The sequence below is a fragment of the Tamlana flava genome, from assembly GCF_041287255.1.
In the GTDB taxonomy this organism is placed as follows: domain Bacteria; phylum Bacteroidota; class Bacteroidia; order Flavobacteriales; family Flavobacteriaceae; genus Tamlana; species Tamlana flava.
In genome coordinates this window covers 304,149-330,824 of sequence record NZ_JBGGTX010000002.1, presented here as the reverse complement: position 1 = coordinate 330,824, position 26,676 = coordinate 304,149, and the positions used below count along the sequence as shown (strand labels likewise).

General features: G+C 35.6%; 20 protein-coding genes. 7 read left to right on the top strand and 13 right to left on the bottom strand.

What is annotated here, in order from left to right; translation table 11 throughout:
* Nucleotides 1–113: 113 nt before the first annotated feature.
* Both ACB104_RS05980 and ACB104_RS05975 read right to left on the bottom strand, forming a co-directional pair.
* Nucleotides 114–788: a head GIN domain-containing protein gene (locus tag ACB104_RS05980; RefSeq protein ID WP_370477373.1), complete on the bottom strand. Its 675-nt coding sequence runs from the start codon at nucleotides 786–788 to the stop codon at nucleotides 114–116.
* 89 nt (nucleotides 789–877) lie between these two features.
* Nucleotides 878–1,171 carry a heavy metal-binding domain-containing protein gene (locus ACB104_RS05975; RefSeq protein ID WP_370477372.1) on the bottom strand — a complete coding sequence of 98 codons (294 nt, stop codon included), beginning with the start codon at nucleotides 1,169–1,171 and terminating at the stop codon, nucleotides 878–880.
* Nucleotides 1,172–1,353: 182 nt separating this feature from the next.
* Between ACB104_RS05975 and ACB104_RS05970 the strand changes: the two genes are divergently transcribed.
* Nucleotides 1,354–2,094: a hypothetical protein gene (locus ACB104_RS05970; RefSeq protein ID WP_370477371.1), complete on the top strand. Its 741-nt coding sequence runs from the start codon at nucleotides 1,354–1,356 to the stop codon at nucleotides 2,092–2,094.
* A gap of 65 nt (nucleotides 2,095–2,159) precedes the next feature.
* Here the strand turns inward: ACB104_RS05970 and ACB104_RS05965 are convergent, their stop codons facing one another.
* Nucleotides 2,160–4,391, bottom strand: a complete 2,232-nt coding sequence (locus ACB104_RS05965) for a ribonuclease R family protein (RefSeq protein ID WP_370477370.1) — start codon at nucleotides 4,389–4,391, stop codon at nucleotides 2,160–2,162.
* A gap of 614 nt (nucleotides 4,392–5,005) precedes the next feature.
* Here ACB104_RS05965 and rpiB point away from each other — a divergent pair.
* From rpiB to ACB104_RS05950, 3 genes are all read left to right on the top strand, one after another.
* Complete coding sequence (gene rpiB / locus ACB104_RS05960) at nucleotides 5,006–5,440, top strand: ribose 5-phosphate isomerase B (RefSeq protein ID WP_370477369.1); 435 nt, start codon at nucleotides 5,006–5,008, stop codon at nucleotides 5,438–5,440.
* Entirely contained in the window at nucleotides 5,441–6,358 is a 918-nt protein-coding gene (locus tag ACB104_RS05955; RefSeq protein ID WP_370477368.1) for a cation diffusion facilitator family transporter, read from the top strand.
* Nucleotides 6,359–6,471: 113 nt separating this feature from the next.
* The gene (locus ACB104_RS05950; RefSeq protein WP_370478057.1) at nucleotides 6,472–6,918 is read left to right on the top strand and encodes a GNAT family N-acetyltransferase; all 447 of its coding nucleotides are present in this window, start codon (nucleotides 6,472–6,474) and stop codon (nucleotides 6,916–6,918) included.
* A gap of 64 nt (nucleotides 6,919–6,982) precedes the next feature.
* On the opposite strand, the gene ACB104_RS05945 is transcribed toward ACB104_RS05950, so the two are convergent.
* The 3 genes from ACB104_RS05945 to rnpA all read right to left on the bottom strand — a co-directional run bounded on the left by ACB104_RS05945 (nucleotide 6,983) and on the right by rnpA (nucleotide 10,058).
* Nucleotides 6,983–7,840 carry an OmpA family protein gene (locus ACB104_RS05945; RefSeq protein WP_370477367.1) on the bottom strand — a complete coding sequence of 286 codons (858 nt, stop codon included), beginning with the start codon at nucleotides 7,838–7,840 and terminating at the stop codon, nucleotides 6,983–6,985.
* 141 nt (nucleotides 7,841–7,981) lie between these two features.
* Complete coding sequence (locus tag ACB104_RS05940; RefSeq protein WP_370477366.1) at nucleotides 7,982–9,613, bottom strand: S41 family peptidase; 1,632 nt, start codon at nucleotides 9,611–9,613, stop codon at nucleotides 7,982–7,984.
* A gap of 22 nt (nucleotides 9,614–9,635) precedes the next feature.
* On the bottom strand, nucleotides 9,636–10,058 hold the full coding sequence (gene rnpA / locus ACB104_RS05935; protein WP_370477365.1) for a ribonuclease P protein component: 423 nt from the start codon (nucleotides 10,056–10,058) through the stop codon (nucleotides 9,636–9,638).
* 95 nt (nucleotides 10,059–10,153) lie between these two features.
* Between rnpA and ACB104_RS05930 the strand changes: the two genes are divergently transcribed.
* Together ACB104_RS05930 and ACB104_RS05925 are read left to right on the top strand one after the other, a co-directional pair.
* Complete coding sequence (locus tag ACB104_RS05930; protein WP_370477364.1) at nucleotides 10,154–12,007, top strand: CBS domain-containing protein; 1,854 nt, start codon at nucleotides 10,154–10,156, stop codon at nucleotides 12,005–12,007.
* Nucleotides 12,008–12,085: 78 nt separating this feature from the next.
* The gene (locus tag ACB104_RS05925; protein ID WP_370477363.1) at nucleotides 12,086–13,276 is read left to right on the top strand and encodes a succinylglutamate desuccinylase/aspartoacylase family protein; all 1,191 of its coding nucleotides are present in this window, start codon (nucleotides 12,086–12,088) and stop codon (nucleotides 13,274–13,276) included.
* 25 nt (nucleotides 13,277–13,301) lie between these two features.
* Here the strand turns inward: ACB104_RS05925 and ACB104_RS05920 are convergent, their stop codons facing one another.
* The 6 genes from ACB104_RS05920 to ACB104_RS05895 form a co-directional block, all read right to left on the bottom strand.
* On the bottom strand, nucleotides 13,302–13,937 hold the full coding sequence (locus ACB104_RS05920; protein WP_370477362.1) for a DUF3826 domain-containing protein: 636 nt from the start codon (nucleotides 13,935–13,937) through the stop codon (nucleotides 13,302–13,304).
* 22 nt (nucleotides 13,938–13,959) lie between these two features.
* Nucleotides 13,960–15,813, bottom strand: coding sequence for a M1 family metallopeptidase (locus tag ACB104_RS05915; RefSeq protein WP_370477361.1), 1,854 nt, complete (start codon nucleotides 15,811–15,813; stop codon nucleotides 13,960–13,962).
* 69 nt (nucleotides 15,814–15,882) lie between these two features.
* The gene (locus ACB104_RS05910) at nucleotides 15,883–17,490 is read right to left on the bottom strand and encodes a S8 family peptidase (RefSeq protein ID WP_370477360.1); all 1,608 of its coding nucleotides are present in this window, start codon (nucleotides 17,488–17,490) and stop codon (nucleotides 15,883–15,885) included.
* 115 nt (nucleotides 17,491–17,605) lie between these two features.
* Nucleotides 17,606–18,466, bottom strand: coding sequence for an MBL fold metallo-hydrolase (locus tag ACB104_RS05905; protein WP_370477359.1), 861 nt, complete (start codon nucleotides 18,464–18,466; stop codon nucleotides 17,606–17,608).
* Between the two features lie 158 nt (nucleotides 18,467–18,624).
* On the bottom strand, nucleotides 18,625–20,823 hold the full coding sequence (locus ACB104_RS05900) for a SulP family inorganic anion transporter (protein WP_370477358.1): 2,199 nt from the start codon (nucleotides 20,821–20,823) through the stop codon (nucleotides 18,625–18,627).
* Entirely contained in the window at nucleotides 20,820–21,668 is an 849-nt protein-coding gene (locus ACB104_RS05895) for a universal stress protein (protein ID WP_370478056.1), read from the bottom strand. Before ACB104_RS05895 ends, ACB104_RS05900 begins: the two co-directional genes overlap by 4 nt.
* Nucleotides 21,669–21,964: 296 nt before the next feature.
* Between ACB104_RS05895 and ACB104_RS05890 the strand changes: the two genes are divergently transcribed.
* Nucleotides 21,965–23,803, top strand: a complete 1,839-nt coding sequence (locus tag ACB104_RS05890) for a cation:proton antiporter (RefSeq protein WP_370477357.1) — start codon at nucleotides 21,965–21,967, stop codon at nucleotides 23,801–23,803.
* A gap of 207 nt (nucleotides 23,804–24,010) precedes the next feature.
* Here ACB104_RS05890 and ACB104_RS05885 read toward each other — a convergent pair whose 3' ends face one another.
* Nucleotides 24,011–26,413: a glycoside hydrolase family 31 protein gene (locus ACB104_RS05885; RefSeq protein ID WP_370477356.1), complete on the bottom strand. Its 2,403-nt coding sequence runs from the start codon at nucleotides 26,411–26,413 to the stop codon at nucleotides 24,011–24,013.
* Nucleotides 26,414–26,676: the final 263 nt, after the last annotated feature.

The following is a 26,676-nucleotide window of genomic DNA, read 5'->3' as shown; positions in this document are numbered from 1 at the left end:
TGTAGCACTAAGGTAGTGAAAATATAGCTTTCTCGGTTATCTGTATAGTGGATGTATGGTAAAAAAATAGAGCCTGTAAAACTACAGGCTCTATTAATTATATTGGTATACAGTTAGTCCATTCGTTTTACCCTACCGCCGAGCATACGGTTTTCATTTATTGTTTCTGGATTACCATAAATAAAAACATCGCCTCCTGCCCTTATTTTTGCATCCACTAATTTTGAGGCATTAACATAAGCTTCGCCAGCTGCGTTAATGGATACTTCCGTGGTTTCGGTTACCAATGTTTCGCCATTATAAATGCCACCCGTTAACAAGGAAACGTTCTGTATTTTTGACGTTCCTGTTGTAGTGATAGAACCGCCTGTAACGGCTTTGATATTGGCATATTTCACATTTACTGGCACATTAACCATACCTCCTTCTTGGGCTCTTAAGTCTATTTCGAACTGTTTAATAACATCTTTAGACTCCACTTTTGCTCCTTCATTAACATCAATAACATCAACAGAAGTGTAATATAAAACAACTTTGGTGTCTGAACCATCAAAGGCTTCTTCTAATTTCATTTTAATTTTTAGCTTGCCATTATTGTTGTTTACAATCACATCGGTTTTGTTTTCACCGGAAATGATGACTTTGTTTTCGGTTGATTTTATTAACTCTACCCGAATTAAATCAAATACCTTCAGTTCTGTAAATTCGCCAACGGTTTTTTCTATAGACTTTTGTGCAAATAATGTTGTGGTAAGGCAAAGCACAAAAATTTTAAATAGTGTTTTCATTTATTTTTGATTTGGTTTTTTAACATAACGCAAACCTATCAACAATTATTCCATTGATATAATATTTTATAAAATATTATATCAATAAGCTAAACTACCTTTACTGCAGTTCCTGTTATGGAAACAAAAAAGTAGGCTCCAGATTCTGATTCCAAATCTAATGTAATACCAACCACCGCGTTTGCCTTTAATTTTATCGCATTATCTCTTAACTGTTGAAATGCTTCTTCTTTGGCTTTATTGATAACGTCTGCAATTAGCTCCATATTTCTTTCTGTTTTAAAGGAAAAAGATCTTTTAAGATTACTGGAAACACCGGTGACTATACCCAAATAATTTTCAATTTTATGCCCCTCAATGTTGTTTGTAGTTGTTAGTATCATGATGGTTAATTTTTAATATTGGTATATAAAACAACGCTAAAGTTACATGTATTTAAAAACCTATAAAAGCAAATTGTATTGGTTCTGTAAAAATTTACTGCTATCTTGGCTTATTGCCTAATTTGTATAATCAAAAAAGCCAGATTATTGAAGTTGTACTTCATTCATAAACCACCAACCAAATGATAAAGTTCTTTAGTAAAATACGACACAACCTTATTAAGCAAAACAAAATAGGTAAATACTTTAAGTATGCTATTGGAGAAATTCTACTTGTAGTAATAGGCATTCTGATAGCATTAAATATCAACAACTCGAATGAGAAACGAAAAAATCATATGTTTCTAACTTCAAATCTTCAAGGAGTATTGGAAGAGTTAAAGATTGACAGTACCATAATTGATAAAAGGAGAATTGAATTAAATAAAAGAAATGAAAACAGAATAGCTTTTATAAACCATACAAATTATGAATGGTTTACTCGTGATAGTTTAGAACAAAGTATTGAAAATTATGTTAAAGAATTAAGTATTGAATACAGTTATTATCAAAAAATTCGAAATTCAAACATTACAGAATATGGAGTTTATTCAGGTATAATGGAAGATATAATTGTATATTATGATTTTATCTTGCCGTTTCTAAAAAAGATAACAGTTCATTTCGACCAACAAGTAGAAAGGGAAGATGAGTTTTGGCGTTATGAACAAAAAACCTATGAGTTTAATTATGTTGAAGGTTTAAGTTCTTTTCAAAATAATGAAGTGGCTAAAAAAGAGATAATTGAACTTATAAATTCAGTTACCGCTAGAAATATTATGAAAATTGATGTTAGACGAAATAACTATATGTTAGAGAATTTAGAAGGTGCTCAGAATTATTTAAAAGAAATGATTCTTAATCTGGATAAAGTTTTACAATAGAACGATAACTTAAGCACAGCATTGCCTATAAATTCCTTTCTTCAATTAATCAAAACTTAAAATCACTACTCAGGTTTCCCAATCAAATTAAAATCAAGATGTTTTTTAACTAAATCAGTGTTTTTAACTTTTACAATAACCTCGTCTCCTAATTGATACATATTTTTAGTGTTACGGCCAACCATAGCATATTGGTCTTGGTCAAAAGCATAATGATCATCAGTCATATCGCGAACACTCACCATGCCTTCACATTTATTGGAGATAATCTCCACATAAATGCCCCAATCCGTAACCCCTGAAATGACACCCAAAAACTCTTGGTCTTTGTGGTCTTCCATAAAACGAATTTGCATGTATTTAATGGAATCGCGCTCAGCTTTTGTGGCCAGCATTTCCATATTGCTGGAATGTTGACACTTTTCTTCATAAACTTCTTCATTGGCACTTTTTCCACCATCTAGATAATGTTGCAACAAACGGTGCGCCATCACATCCGGATATCGGCGAATGGGTGAAGTAAAGTGGCTGTAATAATCAAAAGCCAAACCGTAATGACCAATGTTGTGCGTGGTATATTCGGCTTTGCTCATGCTGCGAATGGCCAAAGTATCAACCAAATTTTGCTCTTTTTTTCCAACAACATCTTGCAATAAACCATTAAGTGAAGCTGTTGTAGATTTTCTGTCCTTAAAATTAAGCTTGTAGCCAAATTTGCTCACAATATTTTGTAAAGCAGCCAATTTACTGTCATCCGGCTCATCATGAACACGGTACACAAAAGTCTTTTTTGGTGATTGCTTCCCAATAAATTCAGCAACCTTTTTATTGGCCAACAGCATAAATTCCTCAATTAACTTATTGGCATCTTTAGTGGTTTTGAAATACACACCTTCAGGATTATTATTTTCGTCCAAATTGAATTTTACTTCAACTTTATCAAAAGAAATAGCACCGTTTTTCATGCGTCTTTGTCGCATAATTTTTGCCAATCTATCCAAAACCAAAACAGCTTCGGCAATTTCTAGTTTTGTTTGGTATGCTTTTCCTGTTAAGGAAACTTCCTGTGGAATTTCGGTTTTAATTTGAGACGTTTCCACTCCACTCAACGTGACGTTTGGGTTACTTTCAATAATGGCTTGGGCTTCTTCATAAGCAAAACGGGCATCGCTATAAGTAACTGTTCTGCCAAACCATTGGTTTTTTATTTCCGCTTGATTAGTTAACTGAAAAACTGCTGAAAATGTATATTTTTCCTCATTAGGCCTTAGTGAACAGGCATTGTTTGACAACACCTCTGGAAGCATCGGCACAACTCTATCTACCAAATAAATTGATGTAGCTCGCTCGTAAGCTTCGTCATCTAAAACAGTACCCTCTTTTACATAATGTGACACATCGGCAATATGAATGCCTATTTCATAAAGTCCGTTATCCAAAACCTTAAACGATAAGGCATCATCAAAATCCTTAGCATCTTTCGGGTCTATGGTAAAGGTTAAATCCTTTCGCATATCCCTGCGTTTGGCTATTTCTTCATTTGTAATTGAGGTATCTAATTTATTTGCGAATTCTTCAACTTCATAAGGAAATTCATGGGGCAAACCGTATTCAGCTAAAATAGCATGGATTTCGGTGCTGTGCTCTCCAGGTTTACCTAGTATTTTTAAAACCTTTCCATAAGGAGAATCTGCTTTTTCTGGCCAGTCTTCAAGTTTCACCAAAACCTTATCGCCATCTTCAGCTTTAAAGGTTTTATTTATAGGTACAAAAATATCTTTGTACATTTTAGAACTATCTGGCACCACAAAAGCATAATTACTATTCTTTTGAATTTGGATAACACCTACATACTCAGATTTGGCTCTTTTTAAAATCTTAGTGATTTCACCTTCCAGCTTACCACGCTTTCGTCGTTTATACAGGTAAAACTCAACTTCATCACCTTCCAGAGCTTTATTTATATTATTTGATGCAATAAATACATCTTCATTAAAATCATTTGAAATAACATATCCGGAACCACGTGCTGATAGATCTAAAATACCCACATGGTATTCGGCTGTAACAATCCCTTTAAACTTACCTCGATCTACTTGCTCTATTTCCTGTTTTGCCGCAAGTTTGGCAAGGGTTTTTATAATTTGGTTCCGGCTACTGGCATCATTTACACCCAATTTAGCCGCTATTTGTTTATAGTTATAGGATTGGTTTCTATCTTTTTTTAAAATACTAAGTATGGTATTTGTAAGGTTGGAAATTCCGTTTTTGGATTTCCTTTTTCTTTTTTTGCTCATTAATTATTGTAATCTTAAATGAATTTCTAAAGTTAATTGAAATTCGGTTATTAAATAGCTATAATTTAGGCGAAGAATTTGCTATTTGTTTTCACAAAGCTACGGTTTTAATATTTAACCATATTATTCTACTGTTAAATTCAAGTTATCCACACTATATATAACATTAATAAATTCTTTTTTAAAATTTAAAAAATAAATAATGGTTATTATAGCTTGTTAATAGCGGTATAACTTTTCTAAATTTTATTTTGATTACAATAAATTTACGTTCTGTTAAAAGGTAATTAACAATAAAAATTATTTTAAAAGCTTCATATATAACTTATTTCAAACTTGTATTCACAATTGTTAACAACTAAATTTCACGGGTTTTTATTGATAACTTTTAAAAATAATGTGTTTATAGATTCAAATGTTTAGACTGAAAACTTATCTAGAAAAAATGAATTAAAAATTTGCTTTTCATCTAGAGGTTTTGGTTTGAAAAAATTATTGAATTAACCCAATTTTTATTTCAGAAAATAATGAACACTTATTAACAAGTAATGAATAATATCATTCACAAGTTTATAATTATTACCTTTGTATTAGGTTATATTAAAATACAAAAAATGAATATTTCTATAGGAAACGACCACGCCGGAACCGATTATAAAAAAGCCATTGTTAAACATCTTGAAGCAAAAGGATATACCGTTAAAAACTATGGTACAGATAGAAGTGACAGTGTAGATTATGCCGATTTTGTTCACCCTGTTGCTGATGATGTTGAAAACGGAAAAGCCGATTTTGGTATTCTAATTTGTGGTAGTGCCAATGGTGTTGCCATGACGGCAAATAAACACCAAAAAATACGTGCTGGTTTGTGTTGGAACAAAGAAATTGTTCATTTAATACGCAGCCATAATAATGCTAATATTTTATGTATTCCTGCAAGATTTACGGCCATTCAACAGGCGATTGAAATGGTTGATGTTTTTTTAAATACTGATTTTGAAGGTGGCCGCCACCAAACTAGAATAGATAAAATGCCGGTATCTTGCTAAATGCCACATAACCATTCCCATAATCACAGCCATAGTCACCCCGATTTAAAAGGTAGAAATCTTTTTATATCCATTTTACTAAATATTCTTATCACGGCATCGCAAGTAATTGGTGGTATACTGTCTGGTAGTTTGGCTCTTTTAAGTGATGCGCTTCATAATTTCAGTGATGTGTTGTCTTTGATTGTTAGTTATGCGGCCAATAAACTTGCCAAAAAAGAAGCTTCCTTGCACAGAACGTTTGGTTATAAACGTGCCGAAATTTTGGCGGCATTTGTTAATGCCTCAACGTTAATTATAGTTGCTATATTATTGATTATAGAAGCTATAAAAAGATTCAGAAACCCTGAAGAAATTGAAAGTGGCTTGGTTATATGGTTGTCATTGTTAGGTATTGTGGCCAACGGCTTAAGTGTACTACTACTTAAAAAAGATTCAAAATTAAATATGAATATGCGTAGTGCCTATCTGCACTTATTAACCGATATGATGGCCAGTGTTGCGGTGTTAATAGGTGGTTTGCTCATGAAATTCTATCAAATTTATTGGGTAGACAGCGCATTAACTTTGGCCATAGCCCTTTATCTTATCTATATGGGCTATGATTTATTAAAAACATCCACCAAAGTATTAATGCTTTTTACGCCAGATAACATTCCTATTAAAAAAATTGTAGATGAAATAAATGCATTTGAAAGTATTAAAAATGTGCACCACGTACATGCTTGGCAATTAAATGAAGACGAAGTGCATTTAGAGGCCCATATAGATTTTACCGAAGACATTACGCTTTCTGAATTTGATTCTATTTTACGTAAAATAGAAGATTTGGTTTTCTCAAAATATGACATTAACCATGTAAACATTCAACCCGAGTTTGAAAAAGTTGATCCCAAAGATGTTATTGTACAGGATTGAGTCGTTATTCTAAGGAGGAACGACGTAGGAATCTGATAAATTTATCTAATAAAAATTCATTTTTAAAGATTGCCACGACTTTTTTAAAAAGTCTCGCTATGACGTTTTTTAAGATGTTAGAAATTAAAATAAAATCCTTCAAGGAATTAACCAAACAAGAACTTTACGATTTACTTCAGTTGCGTAGCGAAGTATTTGTGGTTGAGCAGAATTGTGTGTATCAAGATGTTGACGGAAAAGACGAAAAGGCTTTTCATGTATTAGGTTTTAAGCATGATAAATTAGTTGCATATTCTAGAATTTTTAAGCCAGGGGATTATTTTGAAAAAGCCAGTATAGGTAGGGTTGTGGTTGCCAAAAAAGAAAGACGCTATAAATATGGTTACGATATCATGGAAGCATCCATCAAAGCCATTAAAAACAACTTTAAGGAATCTATCATAAAAATTTCTGCACAATCCTATCTCAAACAATTTTATACAAATGTTGGGTTTAAGGCAATTGGCGAGGAATATCTTGAAGATGACATTCCGCATATAGCCATGATAGGTTCGTTCTGAAACTTCAAAACCTAATTACCGCTTCAATGCAAAATAGTAAGTAGGTTTTATAATGCATAAGCTTTTAATTAGCATTGCCAACGTAGGTAATAAGTATTTCTACGCGTCTATCAAATTTTGGATCGCCACCAAGCGGAAATTTTCTTCGCATACCTAAATGGCGCATACGTTTTGGGTCAACCCCTTTTTTAACAAAATAGTCGTAAACATATTTTGCTCGAGCTTCAGATAGGTTGCGTTTTTTGGTTCGTCTATCTACGGCATCCCTCGTATACTGGGTACAACAAACATGCCCTTGTATAGTGAAATAAATATCGTCGCGCTCCGCTAAAACCTTAGCTATTTCTTCCAATGTTTTTTTTGAAGCAGGCACAACGGCAGCATAACCTGTTTTAAACAATATGTTATTAAAAACTATTTTATCACCTTTTGAACTTTCCCTAATAAGATCTATAACATCTTTTTCTTTTGGCTCATCTCCATTCATCGCAAGAAGATCTTCTTTGGGTTTGGAAGGCTTTGGCTTAACAATAATTTCTACTTTTCTGTTTAAGCCCCTGATTTTCAATATATCTTTTTCCTCAACAATTTTTAAAAGAATTTCCCCTTTACCATCAACATTTGTAATTAAATCTTCACTTATTTCATTGTTGGAAAAAATTACTTTGATAGCATCGGCACGTTGTTGTGAGAGTTTTAGATTGTAATTATTGGCACCCCGATCATCACAAAAACCGAATATGGATATTGACTCAATGTCCAAATCGTTTAAGGTAGAAATAAATAAAAGCAAACGGTTTTCCTCGGTTGGCGGAACAACGTATTTATCAGTATCAAAATAGACCTCGTGTTTTAATTCTTTTTGGGAAAAACCAAACACGTGGCTGAGTATCAGTAATATTAATACCAATAATTTATTCATAGTAGGGTTTATAATAGGAGTTAAAGATACTATTTTTAATCGAAAACCATGTCAGAACCCTGTAAACAGTGGTTTTTACAAGTTGAACACATATGTTACAAAACTAAAATACCAGTTTTTTCGATAAAAAACACCTTCAATTTACTTTAAAAAGCCTTGATAAGTAGACAGGTTACCAAGAATTTCAGTTGCTTTTTTAATTTCAGCGTCATGAATTTTATAATAATCGTACAGGCCTTCTCTATACACATAACGCTTAACGATATCTTCGGTTAAAAGCTCCAACAAAAATTCTTTATTTTCGTCAATAACACTTGTTTTTGATTGCTCTAAATTTGAAATCAATACCGTATAATCCTTTTCAATATCATCATTCAATTCTTCCTTTTTAGCGGCTTCAAAAGCTTTTTTAAGAGCTTTTTCTGTATCGGTTTCAAATGAAAAATTATTGTGCTTTAGATAGTTTTTAAACTCAATAAAGTCTTGGTTTGAAAGCTTTAAGTTATTTATATCTTCGACTTTATGATTGTAATAATAGTTTGTGCAATAATCGAAAATTAAATTATTGTTAATGATGGCGTTAGTAATAGGCGAGGTCTTATACAATCCCATAGCAACGTCTGGAAAAACGCCACCGCCATCAAAAACCTTGCGCCCGTTTTTAGTTTTAAACTCATGGTAATTTTCTTGATTAATTTTAACAGCCTCACCTTTTTCGTTTCTGTTCCAATAATCCAAAGCTTGAAGGCACCTTCCGGATGGGGTATAATATCTAGAAATGGTTATTTTTACTTGGGTGCCGAAGGCCACTTCCATGGGCCGTTGCACTAAACCTTTTCCAAAACTACGCGCCCCAACAATAACTGCACGGTCCAAATCTTGTAAAGCTCCAGAAACAATTTCACTTGCTGATGCGCTTTTTCCATCTATTAAAATAACCAGTGGAATTTCTGTATCTATAGGCTCGTTTTTTGTTATGTAGGGACGATTGAATTGTTTAACCTTAGATTTTGTTGTTACCACCAACTGTCCTTTAGGGACAAAAAGGTTTACAATATCAATGGCTTCATTAACCAATCCACCAGGGTTGCCTCTTAAATCCAATATGATTCTTTGAGCCCCTTGGGCCTTTAAATCGCGCAGAGCATAATTAGTTTCATCGTGTGCTTTTCTACTAAACCTGCTCAAAACAATATAACCTGTTTTGTCGTTGACCATTGAAAAATGAGGAACAGCCTTTATTTCAACTTCGGCGCGATTAATGGTAGCTGTTTGTGTTTTCCCTTGGCGTTTATAAGTTACTTCAACCGACGTATCTGGGGAGCCTTTAAGTAAATCGCCAGCATTTTCTTTATAGTTTTCAACCAATACATTCCCTACTTTAATGATTTCATCGCCGGCTTTTAAGCCCGCTTTGTCTGCTGGATAATCTTTATAAGGCTCTACCACTACCAACTTATCTTTAAGGGTTTGAATTTTGGCACCAATACCAGTATAATCGCCCGTATTATTAATTCTGGCAGCCTCAACATCTTGCTCATTCATAAAATTGGTATAGGGATCTAAATCTTCCAACATACTTTTTATGGCTGTGTCCATTAAATCTCCAGGGTTAGTTTCATCAACGTAGTTCATGTTAAGTTCTTTGAACAACGTGGTGAAAATTTCAATTTGCTTAGCTATTTCAAAAAAGTCATTTTTAAAGGCTGTGGTGCTAAAAAATATAATACCAGCCAATAGCGGAATAATAATTTTCTTTTTGGATAATTTCATGATTTTCATTTTTATTGATTCCCTAAAGGTTTTCAGAAACTTTGCTTAAAAATTTGGCAAACAAAAGGTTCATAAATTTTTCAATTTGGCCAAACGTGGGTTTGTCTTTGCCAATGTACAAAATCATAAACGCATGTTGTGCTTTTAAATTGTTAAAATAAGTGGCTTTGTTTAAACGATAAGCTTCTCGCATTAAACGTTTTATACGATTTCTGTCAACAGCTGTTTTAAAACTGCGCTTACTTACAGAAACACTTGCTTTGGCCATTACATCGTCTTCAAAGGAGGTTTTTAGATACACCAAACGCAAGGGAAATGCCGAAACCGATTGCCCTTCGGCAAACAATTGGTCAATCAGCTTTTTGCCTTTTAATTTTTCTTTTTTAGGAAACGATGCCCGCATAAACAATTTTGTGAACACAAATGTAGCAATATCAATTAACACAGTAATTCACATTTTGCCATATGATAAAAATCATATTTAAAATGTGTGAATCCAAGTACTTTTAATTGTTTAAACCGTAATTAAAATTTGTGACCATGGGAGATTTGAATGTTGCTAAACTTAAAACAAAAAAAGATAGGGCTAACTACATACACCATTTATTAAATGATATTAAGGCTTTAGATTTGATGTGTGAAAAAGGACTAATTGAAGATGGTCCCTTACGTATTGGGGCAGAGCAGGAGTTTTGTATTGTGAACAATGAGTTTTTACCCGTAAACAAGTCGTTGGAGCTACTTGAAGATATTAACGACGAGCACTTTACCACAGAAATAAGCAACTATAATCTCGAAATAAACTTAGATACTTTTCAATTGGGATCAGACAGTTTTTCTAAACTACATGAGCAATTGGATGAATTATTCAATAAAGCAAAGCAGGCGGCTTTCAGAAAGAACACAAAACTGATTTTAACGGGTATTTTACCTTCGCTTTCTGTTAATAATGTTGACGAAAAAAGCATGACGGCCGTAGAGCGTTATTCCTTTTTGAACGAGGCCATAAAACAACACAGAAGAAAAAGTTTTGACATTCATATTAAGGGTGTCGATGAGCTTAATTTATTACACGATTCCGTTATGCTGGAAGGTTGCAACACAAGTTTTCAGGTACATTTACAATTAAGTCCCAAAACATTTGTGGATGATTATAATTGGGCACAGGCTATTGCGGGGCCAATTTTGAGTGCTTGTACAAATTCACCCATTTTATTTGGTAAAGAATTGTGGAGCGAAACCAGAATTGCATTATTCACCCAAAGCATTGATACACGGGCTAATTCCTATTTGTTGAATGAAAAACAGTCGCGCGTAAGTTTTGGCAATCATTGGCAAACAGGTTCCATTTCAGATATTTTTAAAGACAACATTTCAAGGTTCAGAAGTTTTTTAACCACTCATTTTATAAAGGATAGTGTTGAAATGATAGAAAACAATGAAACTCCAAAGTTGCGAGCACTTGGTTTGCACAATGGCACGGTCTATCCATGGAACAGGGTTTGTTATGGCGTCATAGATGGAAAACCTAACCTTAGGATTGAAAACCGATACCTCCCCTCGGGACCAACTACTACTGATGAAATTGCCAATATGATGTTTTGGGTAGGCGTGATGCTGGGTAAACCAAAAAAATATGAAAACATCCACAAACAGTGGGATTTCAAAGATATTAAAACCAATTTTTTCAATGCAGCACGATATGGGTCTGCTACCCAATTTTATTGGAACGGTAAATACATCCCTAGTCAAGCCCTTATTTTAAACGAACTGTTACCTATGGCTTATAAAGGGCTCTACAGATATGGTGTAACTCCCAAGGATGCGGAATATTATTTAAAGGTGATTAAAGACCGTGTTCGTGGAAACAATGGTTCAGAGTGGCTTACACGCAACTTTAGGGCTTTATTACAAACCCATAAAAGGTTTGAAGCCATGCAGGTGCTTACGGCTAACATGTATGAAAAACAGGAAAGAGGATATCCTGTTTCAACCTGGGATAAACTATATCCTGAAAATGACGCAACATTTATAAAGACTAAATTGGTGAAACACGCCATGAGCTCAGATATTTTTTCTGTTGATAAAAATGATAGCATTGAGCTAGTTTTAAACATTATGAAATGGAAGAACATTCACCACCTACCAGTTATAAACACCGATAGCGGTCTTGTTGGGCTTTTAACTTGGACAGATGTTGAAACTTATTTGAATCAACCAAAGAGGCAAAACTATAGTGTTTCCAAATTAATGAAAACAGAACTTTTAACAACAGGAGAATACACCACATTGGAAGAAGCAAAACGTTTAATGATGGATAATGCCATTGGCTGTCTTCCGGTTGTAAAGGATAACAAACTTGTTGGTTTAATAACGAAGAACGATTTAGACTAAAAAGATTCTAAAAAAACGAAATAGTCAAATTTGCTTCTTCTATTAGAAAACAGTTCAGCTAATTTAAGATAGTGTATCATGATTGATTTATATAGCAAAGCACTAAGTTCTAGTTTAAAAGTTGACCGAATATTGGGTAAAATAGAAGGCTCAGATTCCGGGCCTACGGTTGTCTTTTTTGGCGGTATTCATGGCAATGAAAACTCAGGTGTTTTTGCTTTAAAGGATGTGTTTCTTGGAATAAATGCGGCCTACTTAAAAGGAACTGTTTACGGCATTTCAGGAAATTTAAGAGCGCTAAGGGAACACAAACGATACATTGATCAAGATTTAAACAGGTTATGGACTAAGGCCAATATAGAGGAAATTAAAAGCAAATCCATTCTAAATGCTGATGAAACAGAGCTAGTGGAATTGCTTGATATATTGGATGCCATTTTAGAAAACAATTGCCCCCCGTTTTACTTCATTGATTTACATTCAACCTCAAGTAAAACGCTTCCATTTATAACCATAAACGATGCCTTAATAAACCGAAAATTCTCAGAGCAATTCCCGGTGCCCATTGTCTTAGGTATTGAAGAATACTTGGAAGGTCCACTGTTGAGTTACATCAATACACTTGGTTATGTATCATTAGGGTTTGAGTCTGGTCAGCATGATGATTTTTTTGCCATTACCAATCATATTGCTTTTATCCATTTAGCGTTGGTGTATTCCGGTATTTTGGAAGTAGCAGCAGTTATGGATTTTTCTAAATATTACCAGCAATTAAAACAGCATTCTGAAAATACTTTTGATGTTTTTGAAATAGTCTATTTACATACTATTAAACCGAAAGAGGAATTCAAAATGCTAAATGGTTTTAAAAGTTTTGAGCACGTTAAAAAAGGAACCAAATTGGCTATTAGTAACAATAAGGAAATCAGAGCACCTTCAAACGGCAGCATTTTTATGCCACTTTACCAAAAAAGAGGAGCCGAAGGCTTTTTTATTATTAAACCCATAAAACCATTCTTTTTGAAACTGTCTGCGGTTTTAAGAGATATTAAAATAGATGGTTTTTTGGTACTATTGCCGGGTGTTTCTTGGGCAAATAAAACAGAGGGAATTTTACAGGTAAACCTAAAAGTAGCCAAATTTTTCGCTAAAGCCATTTTTCATTTGCTGGGTTATAGAAACCGACAATTAACCGAAACCCATTTAAGACTTAATAATAGGGAACGTGTTGCAAAAACAGCAATTTATAAAAAGGAGCCTTGGTATTAAAAGTCAAGAACGCTAAAGAAATAGATTAATTTTTCTTTGCGTTCCGGATACGTTTTACATAATCCTTGTACAACTGTCGCCAACTTCGGCCGTTATTGTTAAGGTATTGCTCATTTTTAGTTTTGTAAATTTCAAAAATGGCAGAAATCTGCTTCATACTTTTAAAATCTATGGCCATCTCACGTGCTTCTTTTAGATTTTTTAGAAGCTCAGCATCTTCCTCAGGGGTCATATCAGTTACAATTTCGCGATAGGCTTTCATTGTAAAAGCCACTTTGCCTATGGTGTATTTATCAAGAATAGTTTCAATCTGGGCTTCAGCTAAATTGTCATTCAGTACTACCATTAATGCGCCGTGAACGCTTTTTGGCATGGCCGAATCTGCAATAATAGAACGGTCTAAATTAGATAAGGATTCTCCGGTTCTTGGGTTTATTCCAGCAGGGACGGTAGTGTAAGGATGGCTATTGTGCCAGTTCCTTACTTCAGTTAAGTGGGTTGCAATTGCATTTGCAACATTGTTTTCTTTCTCTAAGTTCTCAAGATTTAATTCCTTAACCCAAGATTTTGCTTTTTCTAAAAGTTCTTCATTTTGTGCTAAGCTAACATTGGCAAAGAATAGCAGCAGAGATAGTACGATTACTTTATTTTTCATTTTCATAATGACCTAATAATTTTTTGGTTTACATTTTGTTGTTTTCCTTTTTAATATCAGCCATCATATTTTTTGGGTCTATCTCAACAGATTTTATTGGTTTTGTGGTTTCAAAAGTATAGGTAGGATAAGCCCAAGCCCAGTCTTTAATAATGGTGGCGCTTGTTGGTTTTTCACCGCGCATCATTTGTAGCGGAATATAAAAATCTTCGAAAGTTCCATCGTTGTAGGTAACTGTTAAATCAATAGGCATTGGCATTAAACCTATACGTTCTAGGGTTACGGTATTTTCATCTACCGATTTAACTCCATAATCAATGGTATTAATAGTGCGCGTCCAATCGTTTAGGTACCAGTCAAGCTCTAGTCCAGAAACTTTTTCGGCAACTCTAATAAAGTCGTTGCGTGTTGGATGCTTAAAGGCCCAATCTTTAAAATACTGTTTGATGGTTTCCTTTTGGTTATCTTCACCTATCACGTAGGCCAACTGATTTAAGAATACATAGCCTTTATAATAAGCCGATATTGCCGAAGACTGATTAAAATTAAAACGGTCTGCGTGGGTGGTTTGTGACTGTTCAGCTCCCGAATTTACATAGTAAAAATAAATATCGTAAACACGCATGGTGGGTTTTTCAAATGGTTTGTTGAAAATGGCACATTCAGCCAATTCGCCAAAATATTCTGTAAAGCCTTCGTCCATCCAATAATTTGTTAACTCATTGGTGGCCAATAAAAATTGAAACCAAGAATGGGCCATTTCATGCGCCGTAACACCAAATAAGCCATTAAAATCACCTTCACCAACTATCAAGGTACACATACCATATTCCATACCACCATCTCCTCCTTGAATAATGGAGTATTGCTCATAAGGATATTGACCAATATTTTCGCTATAAAATTGCATCAATTCCACAGCCTTTGGCTGCAACTTTTTCCAGTTGTCGCGCTTTTCGTTGGTCATGGTGCTTTTATACAAAAAGTGCAACAGCGGTCCATTGGTCACTTGTTTGGTGTCGTGAATGTAATTAGGATCTGCAGCCCAAGTAAAATCATGTACATTTGGTGCCACAAAGTGCCAAGTTAATTTTTCTGAATTTGGTTTTTTCACGACATCGGTTTCGTAGCCATGGCCAATTTCGTTCGGGTTTTGTAAATAGCCCGTGCCGCCAACGGTATAAGTTTTATCGATGGAGATTTTTACATCAAAATCACCCCAAACGCCATGAAACTCTCTACCAATATAGGGGTCAGCATGCCATCCTTCATAATCATATTCTGCCAATTTTGGGTACCATTGCGCCATTGACAAGACTACACCTTCACTATTATTTCTTCCAGAACGACGAATTTGTACTGGAACTTGCGCATCAAAAAGCATATCAAAAGTTACGCTTTCACCCTGTTTTATAGGTGTTGACAAATTTACTTCCAAAATGGTCCCAACAGTTTCGTACTTTAACTCTGTACCGTTTTGTTTTAGGGAATTTACCTTTATATAACCAATTTCGTCTGGTTTTAGTTTACTTATACGGTCTTTAACACGTCCGTCCGGGTCTGCTATGGTGCGCGAGCGAACATCCATTTCACTTCCAGGCTGAAAGGCGTTAAAATATAAGTGATAAAACACTTTATCCAACACGTCTGGAGAGTTATTGGTGTAAACCAAGGTTTGTTTTCCTTTATATTGGTAATTGTTCACATCCATGTCTATTTCCATTTTATAATCCACATGTTGTTGCCAATAACATGGATTAGAATTCGAAACAATTTTTGGTGGTTTTGGAGGTTCGGGAGCATTGGGAGCTTCAACCCCTTGAGAACTACCACATGACAATAGGATTAAAATGGATAATAAGGAAACAAAAAAGCGATTCATAGATACTGAAATTAAAAAGAGGCTGTTCGTCTTAAGTTTTGCAATGAACAACCTCTAAATTTAAAATTATTATTTAGACACCTGAGCAGCCTTAATTAAAGCGTTGTAGGCATTTACCATTTTTGAAGATTTGCTTAAATCTGCAAACGGACGGATATCATTGGTATTGCCGCCCACAATGACTTTAGTTTTTATGGCCAAACCAGAATCCATAAGAATTTGTTTGACTTGTGCTGCTGATAAGTCTGGATAATAAGAACGAATTAAGGCTGCTACACCGGCTACTCCCGGAGCAGCCATAGATGTACCACCCTTGGTTTGGTATTCGTTTTCTGGTGTGGTGGAGTAAATGTCTGCACCAGGCGCAAAGACATCCACATTGTTTTTTCCATAATTGGAAAAACTGGCCACCATGCTTGAGCCATATTTTGGCCCCAATGCCCCAACTCTTATGTAATTATCGGACACTTCCACACCGTTAACATTATCATCTGGGAAGTTTGGTTTTGCATCTATATCTTTGCTGTCGTTTCCTGCTGCGTGTACAAACAGCACATCATTTTCCCCAGCATAAGTAATAGCATCGCGAACCCAATCGCTATGTGGTGAATAGTATTTGCCAAAGCTTCCATTAATTATTTTTGCACCGTTATCAACAGCATATCTAATGGCCAAAGCAATATCTTTATCGTATTCGTCACCATTGGGAACGGCTCTAATTGGCATAATTTCAACATTATTGGCAACACCATTGGCACCTTTGCCGTTGTTGCGTTCTGCCGCAATAATTCCTGCAACATGGGTGCCGTGGCTTTCGCTTTTCTTAACAGGTTTTACGTTACCGTTTCCATAGTATTTTGTAGACATATCATTTGGGTCATCTCCAGTAACACGTCCTTTTAAATCTTTGTTTAGGTTGTAGTTTAGGCGGCTATTGATGGATTCAAGACCATTTTCAATTTCTTCAATCGCCTCTGCCATAGACTCAAGGCCATTGTTGAACATGTATTGGGCCATTTGCTTAGACTGATTTAAACCTTGATCTTCCGTTTTAATGGCATTTACATCTTCTTTGGTATAATCCTTTTTGCCCAAGTGCTTGGAAAGTGTTTCGTCTGCACTTTTTATTTGCATATAAATTTGATCGTATTGGGTTTTTCTGCTCATCCATGTTTGGTATTCTTCTTCATATTCAGCTTTTGCTCTTGCATAATCAGGATTACTTGTATCGCCACTCACCAAAAGTCTAACTAATTCTAATTGTTCGTCATAACCGTCTCCTAAAAAATTCCAACCATGAACATCATCAACATACCCGTTGTTATCATCATCTTTTCCGTTATTGGGAATTTCATCTTTATTGGTCCATATGACCTTATCCAAATCTTCATGGTCTATGTCTACACCAGAGTCAATAACCGCAACCAGCACTTTTTTGCCTTTTTTGTTTTTAATAAGTTCGTCGTAAGCTTTGTCAACGCTCATACCGGGTATGGTGTCTTTAGCCAAATCTAAATGCCCCCAATGATGTTTTTCTGCTTCAGTTAATTCAGAAACCTTAAGTGGAGAGGTGTCTATATTTTCCACAGGTGTAGATAAAATATCTGCAGCACCACCGCAGCCATAAAATAAAGTGGCAAAAAGAGCCAAAGAGAATATTGTTTTTATTGTTTTCATCTGTTTATTTTTATTTGTTTTTTTGGTCAGATGTAATTCGCCAATCATCATCTAGGTGTGTATCAAGATTGGTAATGGCTCATTTCATTTTGCTATTGAATTAGTCTATTTTTATTTAATTGAAAATATCTTTTGCGGTAAATGTATCTTTTAGCCGGACGCCTTTTTCAGTTTTTTGCACTGAGATGATTTCATTATGCGCATCGTGTTCCAAAAACAAATAGAAATTGTTTTCAGCGGCCAAGTTCAAAAACTTTTCTTTTTCATCAAGTGTTAAAAGCGGACGGGTATCGTAACCCATAATATAGGGCAGTGGCAGATGCCCAACGGTTGGTAACAAATCGGCCATAAAGGCTATGGTCTTACCTTTGTATTTAATAAGCGGAATCATTTGTTTGTCTGTGTGCCCATCTGCAAAAAAAATGTCAAAGCCCAATTCGGAATTTATTAGCATATCTTGCTGAGGTAGCGACACGAAGTTTAGCTGGCCACTTTCATACATGGGCATGATGTTTTCTTTTAAAAAAGAAGCTTTCTCTCGCCTGTTGGGCTGTGTCGCCCATTTCCAGTGGTCTTTATTGCTCCAAAAATGCGCTTTTTTAAACACGGGCTCATAACCTGTTCTATCTTTATTCCACTGAATACTTCCACCGCAGTGGTCAAAATGCAAATGGGTCATAAAAACATCGGTAATATCATCCCGATGAAAACCACATTCCCGCAAGGATTTGTCAATACTGAAATCACCCCACAGGTAGTAATATCCAAAAAATTTATCAGATTGCTTGTTGCCCATGCCCGTATCAATCAGCGTTAGCCTATTTCCTTCTTCAATTAAAAGGCAACGTGTGGCAATGTCTATCATGTTGTTGGTATCGGCAGGATTGGTTTTGTTCCAAATGGATTTTGGTACAACGCCAAACATGGCACCACCATCAAGCTTGAAATTTCCGGCATTTATCGGGTATAATTTCATTAAATTTTAATAGGTCACGCAAATTACTAAAAGCATTAAAAATATTAGGATTTAGGCGTAAATAATAGCTTTATTTTAACACTTTGACTATCGTTTTTGAAATACTTATGAAGTCAAAAAGAAAACCAACTTAACCATCTCTTTAATTTAAACCATCATTATTCTGTAACAACTTGCCTTAAACGTTTACCGTAATCATAAAGGCTTTTTATTTCCTTAATACTGGCCAAACGCTCTCTTCCAAATATAAGAAGTGCCTCTCCGTTTGACTCAATATGATAATAGGGGTTGCTTTCAAAAAAGTGGGTAACGTCATCATTAAAAAATTCGGCTATTTGGGTTTCATTTTCACCCAATAAATAAAAGCGTCTTGAAAAATCTTCATGTTTTTCAATGGGAATATCCTTGAAACCCGCCAAAGCTGATACTTTCTCCAACAAGCCTTCCCTATCTAAAGTGAATTTGGGGATACTTTGGCCCAAATCAATATGCATCATGGTAGTGCGCACAACCTCTTTGGCAATAAACTCTCCTTCAGAAAACTCAATATCAAATAACTTGATGCTGTTCTTTTCATTTGAAAGTACATTGTAAATGTACTCAATGTGTTTTGTGGTGAAAAATGAAAAATTATTTAAAAACGATAGTGGTTTTTGTTTTTTTGAACGATAATTCAAACCGTAACTTTCTGCAAGCGACTCCATACTGGTTTGGCGGCGAGTTAAGCTTTTTTTGATGATATTTGGTACGGGCAATAATCGTCTTGATGCAAAAGGATGCTTTGTTTCGGTATCGTGCAAATCCAACCCGATAACATCAAAGTGGCCGCCACGTTTCGCAAACAGCTCTTGATAATTGCTCATGTTTTCAAGCACAGTATCATCAACAAATTCACATAGCGAAAAATCTACAATAACATCTAGGTCCTCTGGAACGGCATCCAATTTATTTTTCAGCCTGAAATAGTTCAAAAAACTGCAAAAATGTTTCACACTGACATAATAATTGTGCCTGCTATCCTGCTCTTTAAACATGAGCACGTTGGGTTTAAGTATATTTCTTATAAACAAACCGGCGCTTTTATTAATGGAAATATGAATAATTAAAGTAGTTAAAACACCAGCCAAAATGCCTGTGATTAAGCCAATTTTTAAAGTGGTTACAAGGGTTACAAAAAAAATGATGAGTTGCTCTTTCCCAATCGACGACATTTTTCTTATGACCTTTGGCGAGGCCAGTTTGTAGCCTGTATAAACCAAAATAGCCATTAATGCGGGTAGTGGTATTCGGGTAAGTTGGGAACTAAAAAACACAATAAATACCACCAAAAAAAGCGCATGAAAAAAGTTTGATGACCGATTGCTAGCACCATTGTTAACATTAACGGAACTTCGTGCAATTACAGCTACAACATTCAAACCCCCCAATAGGCCGCTCCCAACAGTAGCCAAGCCTAATGCTTTAAGATCGCGATTTACATTGGAGCGTCGTTTTTCCGGGTCTAGCTTGTCAACAGCTTTAATACTTAAAAGTGATTCAATACTGGAAATAAGTGTTAGAGCCAAAACGCTACCCAAAAAAGAAAAGCTCCAAATACCATTAAAATTTGGGGTTGGCAAATCGGCTATAATTTGCTGAATTTCGGGAATATCCGAAATCATGTATTCTTTGGCAATGGGGTTGGATTCGTGTAGGCCGAATTCGAAATAATAACTAAAGCCTATGGACAGTATAACTATCCACATAGGCGCTGGAATAAGCTGTAAATATTTGTTCCTTATTTTAGGATAAAAAAACATAATGCCCAAACTTATTACCCCAGCAGCCGCGGCATAAATCAGCCCTCTTCTTCCGTAGTGCAAGGCATCGTTGATGGTCAATGGAATTTCAAATAGATAGTCTACGGTTTCAGACCTATTTATTTTATGGGCAAGCATAATGTGAAATTGCTTTCCCAAAATAATAAGGCCAATGGCAGCCAACATACCCTGAATGGCCGAGGAAGGAAAAAAATCAGCAAGTTTTCCCATTCTAAAAAACCCCAAAAGCATCAGTAAAACTCCTGAGAACATGATGGCCACATAAGCATTTTCCAGTCCAAGAGTTGAAATGGCAACCAAAAGTACACCTACCAACCCGTTACCTGGCCCAGAAATAGTAACATGGCTTCCTCCAAAAATAGACACCAAAACACCCCCAACAATGGCCGCAATTACCCCGGCTATTGGCGGAGCATCACTAGCCATGGCAAGGCCTAATCCCAAGGGCAATGCAATTAGGCTCACCACGAAGCCTGAGAATATGTTTTGCGGTAAGGCTTTAAAAAACGCTTTTATGTTGTTTTTTTTCGGGCTCATTGCAAAATCAAAACATCGGTTGGCAATTCAGTTAAAATATGCTCAATATCGTGAGGAAACAACCGGTCCCAAAAGGTCATTTTTGTTGGGGCATTCATCACCAATAAATCAGCACGCGAAATTTGGGCATAGTGGCCAATGGAATAGCCTTGTTTTCCAAAAATTGGCTGCAATTTTATGATTTTATCTTTTGTGTATTCTTCCGGAATATGGCTAATAATGTCCTTAATCCTTGAGTTTTCGCGCATCCTAATACGCTCTTTCATAATATTCGCCCGTCGTAAAGATTTATCGTCATCGACCTTTACGGCTATTTGGTCCTGCTTAATTTCTTCAACAATGGTTATTTTATTAGAATTGAGCTTGTTGGCAACATAAAATGCAGCTGTGATGGTTTGTTCGGTTTTGGGGTCTTTTAAGCCGTTTACCACAATGTGTTGGCAAGGTACACGCGCTACCGAAGGTTTTATTAAAAGCAGAACGGAGCATTTCGCCTGACGGGTTATTTTTCTGGCAATGGAACCCAAATAGTATTTAAAGAATCGTTCACGCTGAACGGCACCAAGCACCAAGAGGTCTATTTTTTTTTCTTCGGAAGTCGATAAAATAACATCAACAGGGTTGCCCGTTTTAAAAACCACCTCATATTTTAGATTATCTTTTTCAAAGCTTTTTAGGATAATGTTCAGCATGTTTGTTTTTTCTTCTGAAGCTTCCCCAACATGAATCAAGAATAGTTTGGCTCCAAAAAAAACGGATAGTCTAGCCGCTTCAAACAGGTTTGCTTTTAAGTTTGGGGAATAGGCTACCCCAATTCCAATACTTTTAAAAGGCTTTAATGACACTGCGGTTACTTTGGTTTTAAACGTGAATGCTGAAAGATAACATTTTTTAAAAACATGAAAGCCGGTAAAGGGCATTTGTAGTGCAATAAAAGAATTAGCCAAAATATTTACCGAGGTATAGCACAGTATCGAAAAGCAACAAACATAAACTTATGAAATGGCTATTACCGAAAATTGCAAACTTACCAGCGATGATAATTTGGGCATTAAAGATGACCGATAAAAATCTAATAAATAATAACAGATGAAATCATCTGTTTTTACTTAAATTAGTCATTTTAATAGGAAAACATTATATGTTAGAACTGGCAGGCATAATTATATTTGGGATTTTGGCGCAATGGGTAGCATGGAAGCTTAAGCTACCGGCAATTTTACCCTTAATACTTATAGGTTTATTGGTAGGCCCTATTGCTGCCGAGTATTTGTCTGAAGACGGCTCAAAGTGGATTGAACCCGTTTGGAACGGAAAAAAGGGCTTGTTCCCTGGTGAGGGTCTTTTTTATTTCGTCTCATTGGCCATTAGTATTATTCTTTTTGAAGGAGGTCTAACATTAAAGCGTTCCGAAATAAGAAATGTGGGGCCAGTAATCACTAAATTGATTACTTTGGGCTCTGCCACAACCTTTATAGGCGGTGGTATTCTGGCACATTTTATTTTCAATCTTAGTTGGGAACTGTCTTTTTTATTTTCAGGATTGATAATTGTTACTGGGCCAACAGTTATAACACCAATTTTGAGAAACATTCCGCTTAAAAAAGATGTTTCAACAGTATTAAAATGGGAAGGTATTTTAATAGATCCCATCGGTGCTTTGGTTGCCGTATTGGTTTTTGAATTTATAAGTGTTGAGGGTGGAAGCGGTTTTACCAAAACAGCATTGATAGAATTTGGCAAGATTATTCTTTTTGGCACTACCTTTGGTTTTACGTTTGCCCACGCATTGGCTTTTGCAATCAACAAGGGGCTTGTCCCTCATTATCTATTAAACGTTGTGTCTTTGTCAACGGTTTTGCTGGTTTTTGTTGAGTCTGAAATTTTTGCCCACGAGTCTGGCTTGCTTGCGGTTGTGGTCATGGGTATGGTTTTGGGCAATGGTAAGCTTGAGAACATTAAGGAGCTATTGTATTTCAAGGAATCCTTAAGCGTTCTATTAATATCCATCTTATTTATCCTTTTGGCGGCAAACATGAATATGGATGATTTGTTGCTGTTATATAATTGGAATACGGTTTATTTGTTTTTGGCAGTTGTATTTATTGTTAGGCCTTTGGCAGTTTTTTTAAGCACCATAAACTCCAATTTATCGATAAGGGAAAAATTATTTATCAGTTGGGTGGGACCAAGGGGTATTGTTGCCGCGGGTATAGCGTCCCTTTTTGGTAGTAAGCTTATAAAAAATGGAGAGTTAGGCGCAGAATATCTAACACCGTTGGTTTTTATGATTGTTTTAGGCACAGTACTCCTTAACGCTACCACCGCCAGGGTGTTTGCCAAATTAGTAGGTGTATTCTTGAAGAATTCAGAAGGCATATTAATTGTTGGGGCATCAAAAGTGTCACGATTAATTGGAAAGTATTTAGTGGATAACGGAAGGCATGTCGTCTTAATTGACAGTAATCAAAATAATGTTCAATTGTCCCAAGAAATGGGTCTTGATGCCATTGATACGGACATCTATTCGGTAAACCTTGAAGACAATCTGGAATTAAATGACGTTGGGTTTTTAATGGCATTGACAGGTAGTGCAGACATTAATGAATTTGCTATTAACAAATTTAGTGAGCAATTTGGGGAAAACGGTTCTTTTAGACTAATTACTGTTGAGGAAATGCAGGATCCCAACAATAATCCCCAACAAGGCTTATTCTCACATACCGATGATTTTATAGCACTTACTGAGGTGGCTAGAAAATACCCTAAAATTCATGAAATTGAAATTTCAAGCAGGCAACATTACGAAGAGCTTATTGAAATCACCAATGAAGATGAAGATATCGTACCTTTATTTGTAAAAGACAAGAAGGGGGTATTGGAGATTATTTCTTCGTATAACAAGGCTATTGAAAACGTGGCTAAAGGATTTAAGTTGGTTTATTTAGGAAAACCAATGAACAAACGAAAGGCTCCCTAATTTTTAGGAAAACGACATTCTTTACTATACTTGGCGAGAACAAATCCATTACATAGCTATTTAAAGCCTAAATAAGCCAAGGAATAGGCAAGTAGTTTATTACACATATTGTCTAAAACATCAAAACGGGTAATTAATAGTTTCGGGCATAGAAAAGCCCCGCTTTTTAAAGCGAGGCCATTAAGTGTTTTTTGTTTAAAATATTCTTTAGGCCATAATATGAAGCTCGGTAAAATCTTTGGTAACGACTAAGGTATTATCGCCGTTTATCTTTAAGACTTTAAATGGAATTTCAACGTTATCCACTTCAATTTTAGAAATTTTAAAAGGCAATCCGTGTAACTTCAACTTAAAGGTTTTGTAAGTGGTTATATATTTACCCGATTTATGTTGTTGGATAATCAATTCGTCCTTTTTACCCTGTAATTTAAAGTCCCTTTGGCTGTATCTGCCCTTTATGTAATCATAGCCATCACCAGCATCTTCAAAAACCATAGATGATTCTTTACCCAATTTGTAATAAACATCTAGCAACAACTCATTAATGGCTTTTTCACCTACATATTGCTGAATAGGATATTTAGGTATAATGGCACCTTCTTTAACAAAAACAGGCATGCTGTCTAAATCAGCATCAACCCAATGCTCTTGGCCGCCTTTTACAACTTCATCGGTCCAGAAATTATACCATTTACCTCTTGGTATATACATGCGCCTTCCTTTTTGGTTCGGCCCTGTAACTGGGCACGCCAAAATCTTTTCGCCAAAAATGAATTCGTCGTTTCGGTAATGCGTTTGTACGTCTTCCTGGTCATATAAAACCAACGATTTTAAGATTGGAATACCTTCGTCTGCATAACGCCAAAAAGCCGTGTACAAGTAAGGCAATAATTGGTATCTTAATTCAATAAACTTCCTAACAACATCGGTTATGGTATCGCCAAAAGCCCATGGTTCCTGGTCGCCATGGTCTCCAGAAGAGTGGGTTCTGCAAAATGGATGAAAGATTCCTAACTGAATCCAACGCGCGTAAAGTTCGCCATTGGGTTGTTCGGCAAAACCACCAATGTCAGAACCTATAAACGAAAAGCCCGACATGGCCATGCGTTGTGCTTGAAGGTTAGCTATAGTTAAGTGGTCCCAACTGGCAACATTATCGCCTGTCCAACTAGACGTATAGCGCTGTGTGCCTGAATAGGCCGCTCTTGTAATAACAAAAGGCCGTTTTGGGTATGAAAACTTTTTTAAGCCTTGATATGTGGCGCGAGCCATTTGCATACCATAAACGTTATGTGCTTTTCTGTGGCTACAAGGGTTGCCTTCGTAATCATGGCGCACATCGTCAGGGAAAGACTTGCCGGGAACATCCATTACAGCAGGCTCGTTCATGTCGTTCCAAACGCCTTTTACACCTATGTCTTCAATAAGTTCCTTAAATAAATTAGACCACCAATCTCTTACTTCAGGTCTTGTAAAATCTGGGAAATAACATTCACCAGGCCATACCTTACCTTTCATATATGGGCCATCGGCACGTTTACAGAAGTAATCTTTGTCAAGACCTTCCTTAAACACTGAATATTCCATGTCTATTTTGATGCCTGGGTCTATGATGACAATAGTTTTAAAGCCATCCTCAGCCAATTCCTTTATCATTCTTTTTGGGTCTGGAAAATACTCTTTACTCCATGTAAAACACCTAAACCCTTCCATATAATCGATATCCAAATAAATGGCATCACACGGAATTTTTAACTCCCTGAATTTTGATGTGATTTCCTTTACGTTGGATTCTGGGTAGTAACTCCATTTACATTGGTGGTAACCAAGTGCCCAAAGTGCCGGCATTTCGTGGGGTTTGCCCGTTAAATCGGTATAGTTGGCAACAACTTCAGACATTTCGGGGCCATAAATGAAATAGTAGTTCATTTCGCCACCATGAGCCCAAAAACTAGTTATGTTTCTACGTTCGCTACAAAAATCAAAAAAAGAACGGAATGTATTATCGAAAAATATACCGTATGATTTTTTGCTGTGCAGTGCAGTGTAGAATGGAATAGCTTTATAAATGGGGTCTGTGTCTCTGCCATAAGCGTAAGAATCGGTTACCCAGTTTTCAAACCTCTTTCCTTTTAGGTTATTGTCCACGGGCTTATCACCCAAACCGTAATAGCTTTCACCGGGTTGAGCTGTTTTTGACATTTTTACCACATCACCGCCAAACTCATAGCTTTCTTCCCAATGAAAACCAAGTTCGTCTTCACAAATAAGGGTCTTATCTACAGCATCATAAATAGATGAACGCAAGTCTAACTTTGAAATGTGGCAAATAAGTTTTGCCGTGGTAATAATGTAGTGGTCTTTATCTTCGGTAACTTCAAGGTGGTTGTAGCCTCTACTCGCATATTTTGTAATGGCATAAGAGAAATCGTTTTCAAAAATGCCTGTGGTAGTAAATCTAAATCTAAGAACACTGTCGCGACGTACCGTAATCTCTAAAATAACACCATTTTCAGCGGTAAATGAAAGTACGTTAAGATTCTTTTCGTATTTAATTATTTTTGAAGGAAACAGGTTTCCCTTGTATTCCAACTCTGTGTTTAATATCATAAATATTAGGGATGAATATTAATCCACGAAATTAGTAAAATTAATAAACCTTATATGTTACATTTCTTTAAAAATTTAAACAAATAATTGTGTAAAAATCAATTAATCAGGGATTTAATTATTAAAACATTAAGGGGTAATCCTTAATAGGTTTAAAAAATTAAACAATTCGTAATTTTCTTACCTTTATAGACCGAATTTCTGTAAGTATTCAATACGTGTCAGAACAAAAAAGCCACGAATTTTATATCATGGCTTTATAT

Excerpts from the sequence above, each read along its gene's own strand:
- ACB104_RS05950 (WP_370478057.1), top strand. The coding sequence starts at position 6,472 with ATGTTAGAAATTAAAATAAAATCCTTCAAGGAATTAACCAAACAAGAA.
- ACB104_RS05890 (WP_370477357.1), top strand. The coding sequence starts at position 21,965 with ATGTTAGAACTGGCAGGCATAATTATATTTGGGATTTTGGCGCAATGG.
- ACB104_RS05910 (WP_370477360.1), bottom strand. The coding sequence starts at position 17,490 with ATGAAAACAATAAAAACAATATTCTCTTTGGCTCTTTTTGCCACTTTA.
- ACB104_RS05970 (WP_370477371.1), top strand. The coding sequence starts at position 1,354 with ATGATAAAGTTCTTTAGTAAAATACGACACAACCTTATTAAGCAAAAC.
- ACB104_RS05925 (WP_370477363.1), top strand. The coding sequence starts at position 12,086 with ATGATTGATTTATATAGCAAAGCACTAAGTTCTAGTTTAAAAGTTGAC.
- ACB104_RS05980 (WP_370477373.1), bottom strand. The coding sequence starts at position 788 with ATGAAAACACTATTTAAAATTTTTGTGCTTTGCCTTACCACAACATTA.
- ACB104_RS05955 (WP_370477368.1), top strand. The coding sequence starts at position 5,441 with ATGCCACATAACCATTCCCATAATCACAGCCATAGTCACCCCGATTTA.
- ACB104_RS05965 (WP_370477370.1), bottom strand. The coding sequence starts at position 4,391 with ATGAGCAAAAAAAGAAAAAGGAAATCCAAAAACGGAATTTCCAACCTT.
- ACB104_RS05885 (WP_370477356.1), bottom strand. The coding sequence starts at position 26,413 with ATGATATTAAACACAGAGTTGGAATACAAGGGAAACCTGTTTCCTTCA.
- ACB104_RS05920 (WP_370477362.1), bottom strand. The coding sequence starts at position 13,937 with ATGAAAATGAAAAATAAAGTAATCGTACTATCTCTGCTGCTATTCTTT.
- ACB104_RS05905 (WP_370477359.1), bottom strand. The coding sequence starts at position 18,466 with ATGAAATTATACCCGATAAATGCCGGAAATTTCAAGCTTGATGGTGGT.
- rpiB (WP_370477369.1), top strand. The coding sequence starts at position 5,006 with ATGAATATTTCTATAGGAAACGACCACGCCGGAACCGATTATAAAAAA.
- ACB104_RS05940 (WP_370477366.1), bottom strand. The coding sequence starts at position 9,613 with ATGAAATTATCCAAAAAGAAAATTATTATTCCGCTATTGGCTGGTATT.
- ACB104_RS05945 (WP_370477367.1), bottom strand. The coding sequence starts at position 7,840 with ATGAATAAATTATTGGTATTAATATTACTGATACTCAGCCACGTGTTT.
- ACB104_RS05915 (WP_370477361.1), bottom strand. The coding sequence starts at position 15,813 with ATGAATCGCTTTTTTGTTTCCTTATTATCCATTTTAATCCTATTGTCA.
- ACB104_RS05975 (WP_370477372.1), bottom strand. The coding sequence starts at position 1,171 with ATGATACTAACAACTACAAACAACATTGAGGGGCATAAAATTGAAAAT.
- ACB104_RS05900 (WP_370477358.1), bottom strand. The coding sequence starts at position 20,823 with ATGAGCCCGAAAAAAAACAACATAAAAGCGTTTTTTAAAGCCTTACCG.
- ACB104_RS05930 (WP_370477364.1), top strand. The coding sequence starts at position 10,154 with ATGGGAGATTTGAATGTTGCTAAACTTAAAACAAAAAAAGATAGGGCT.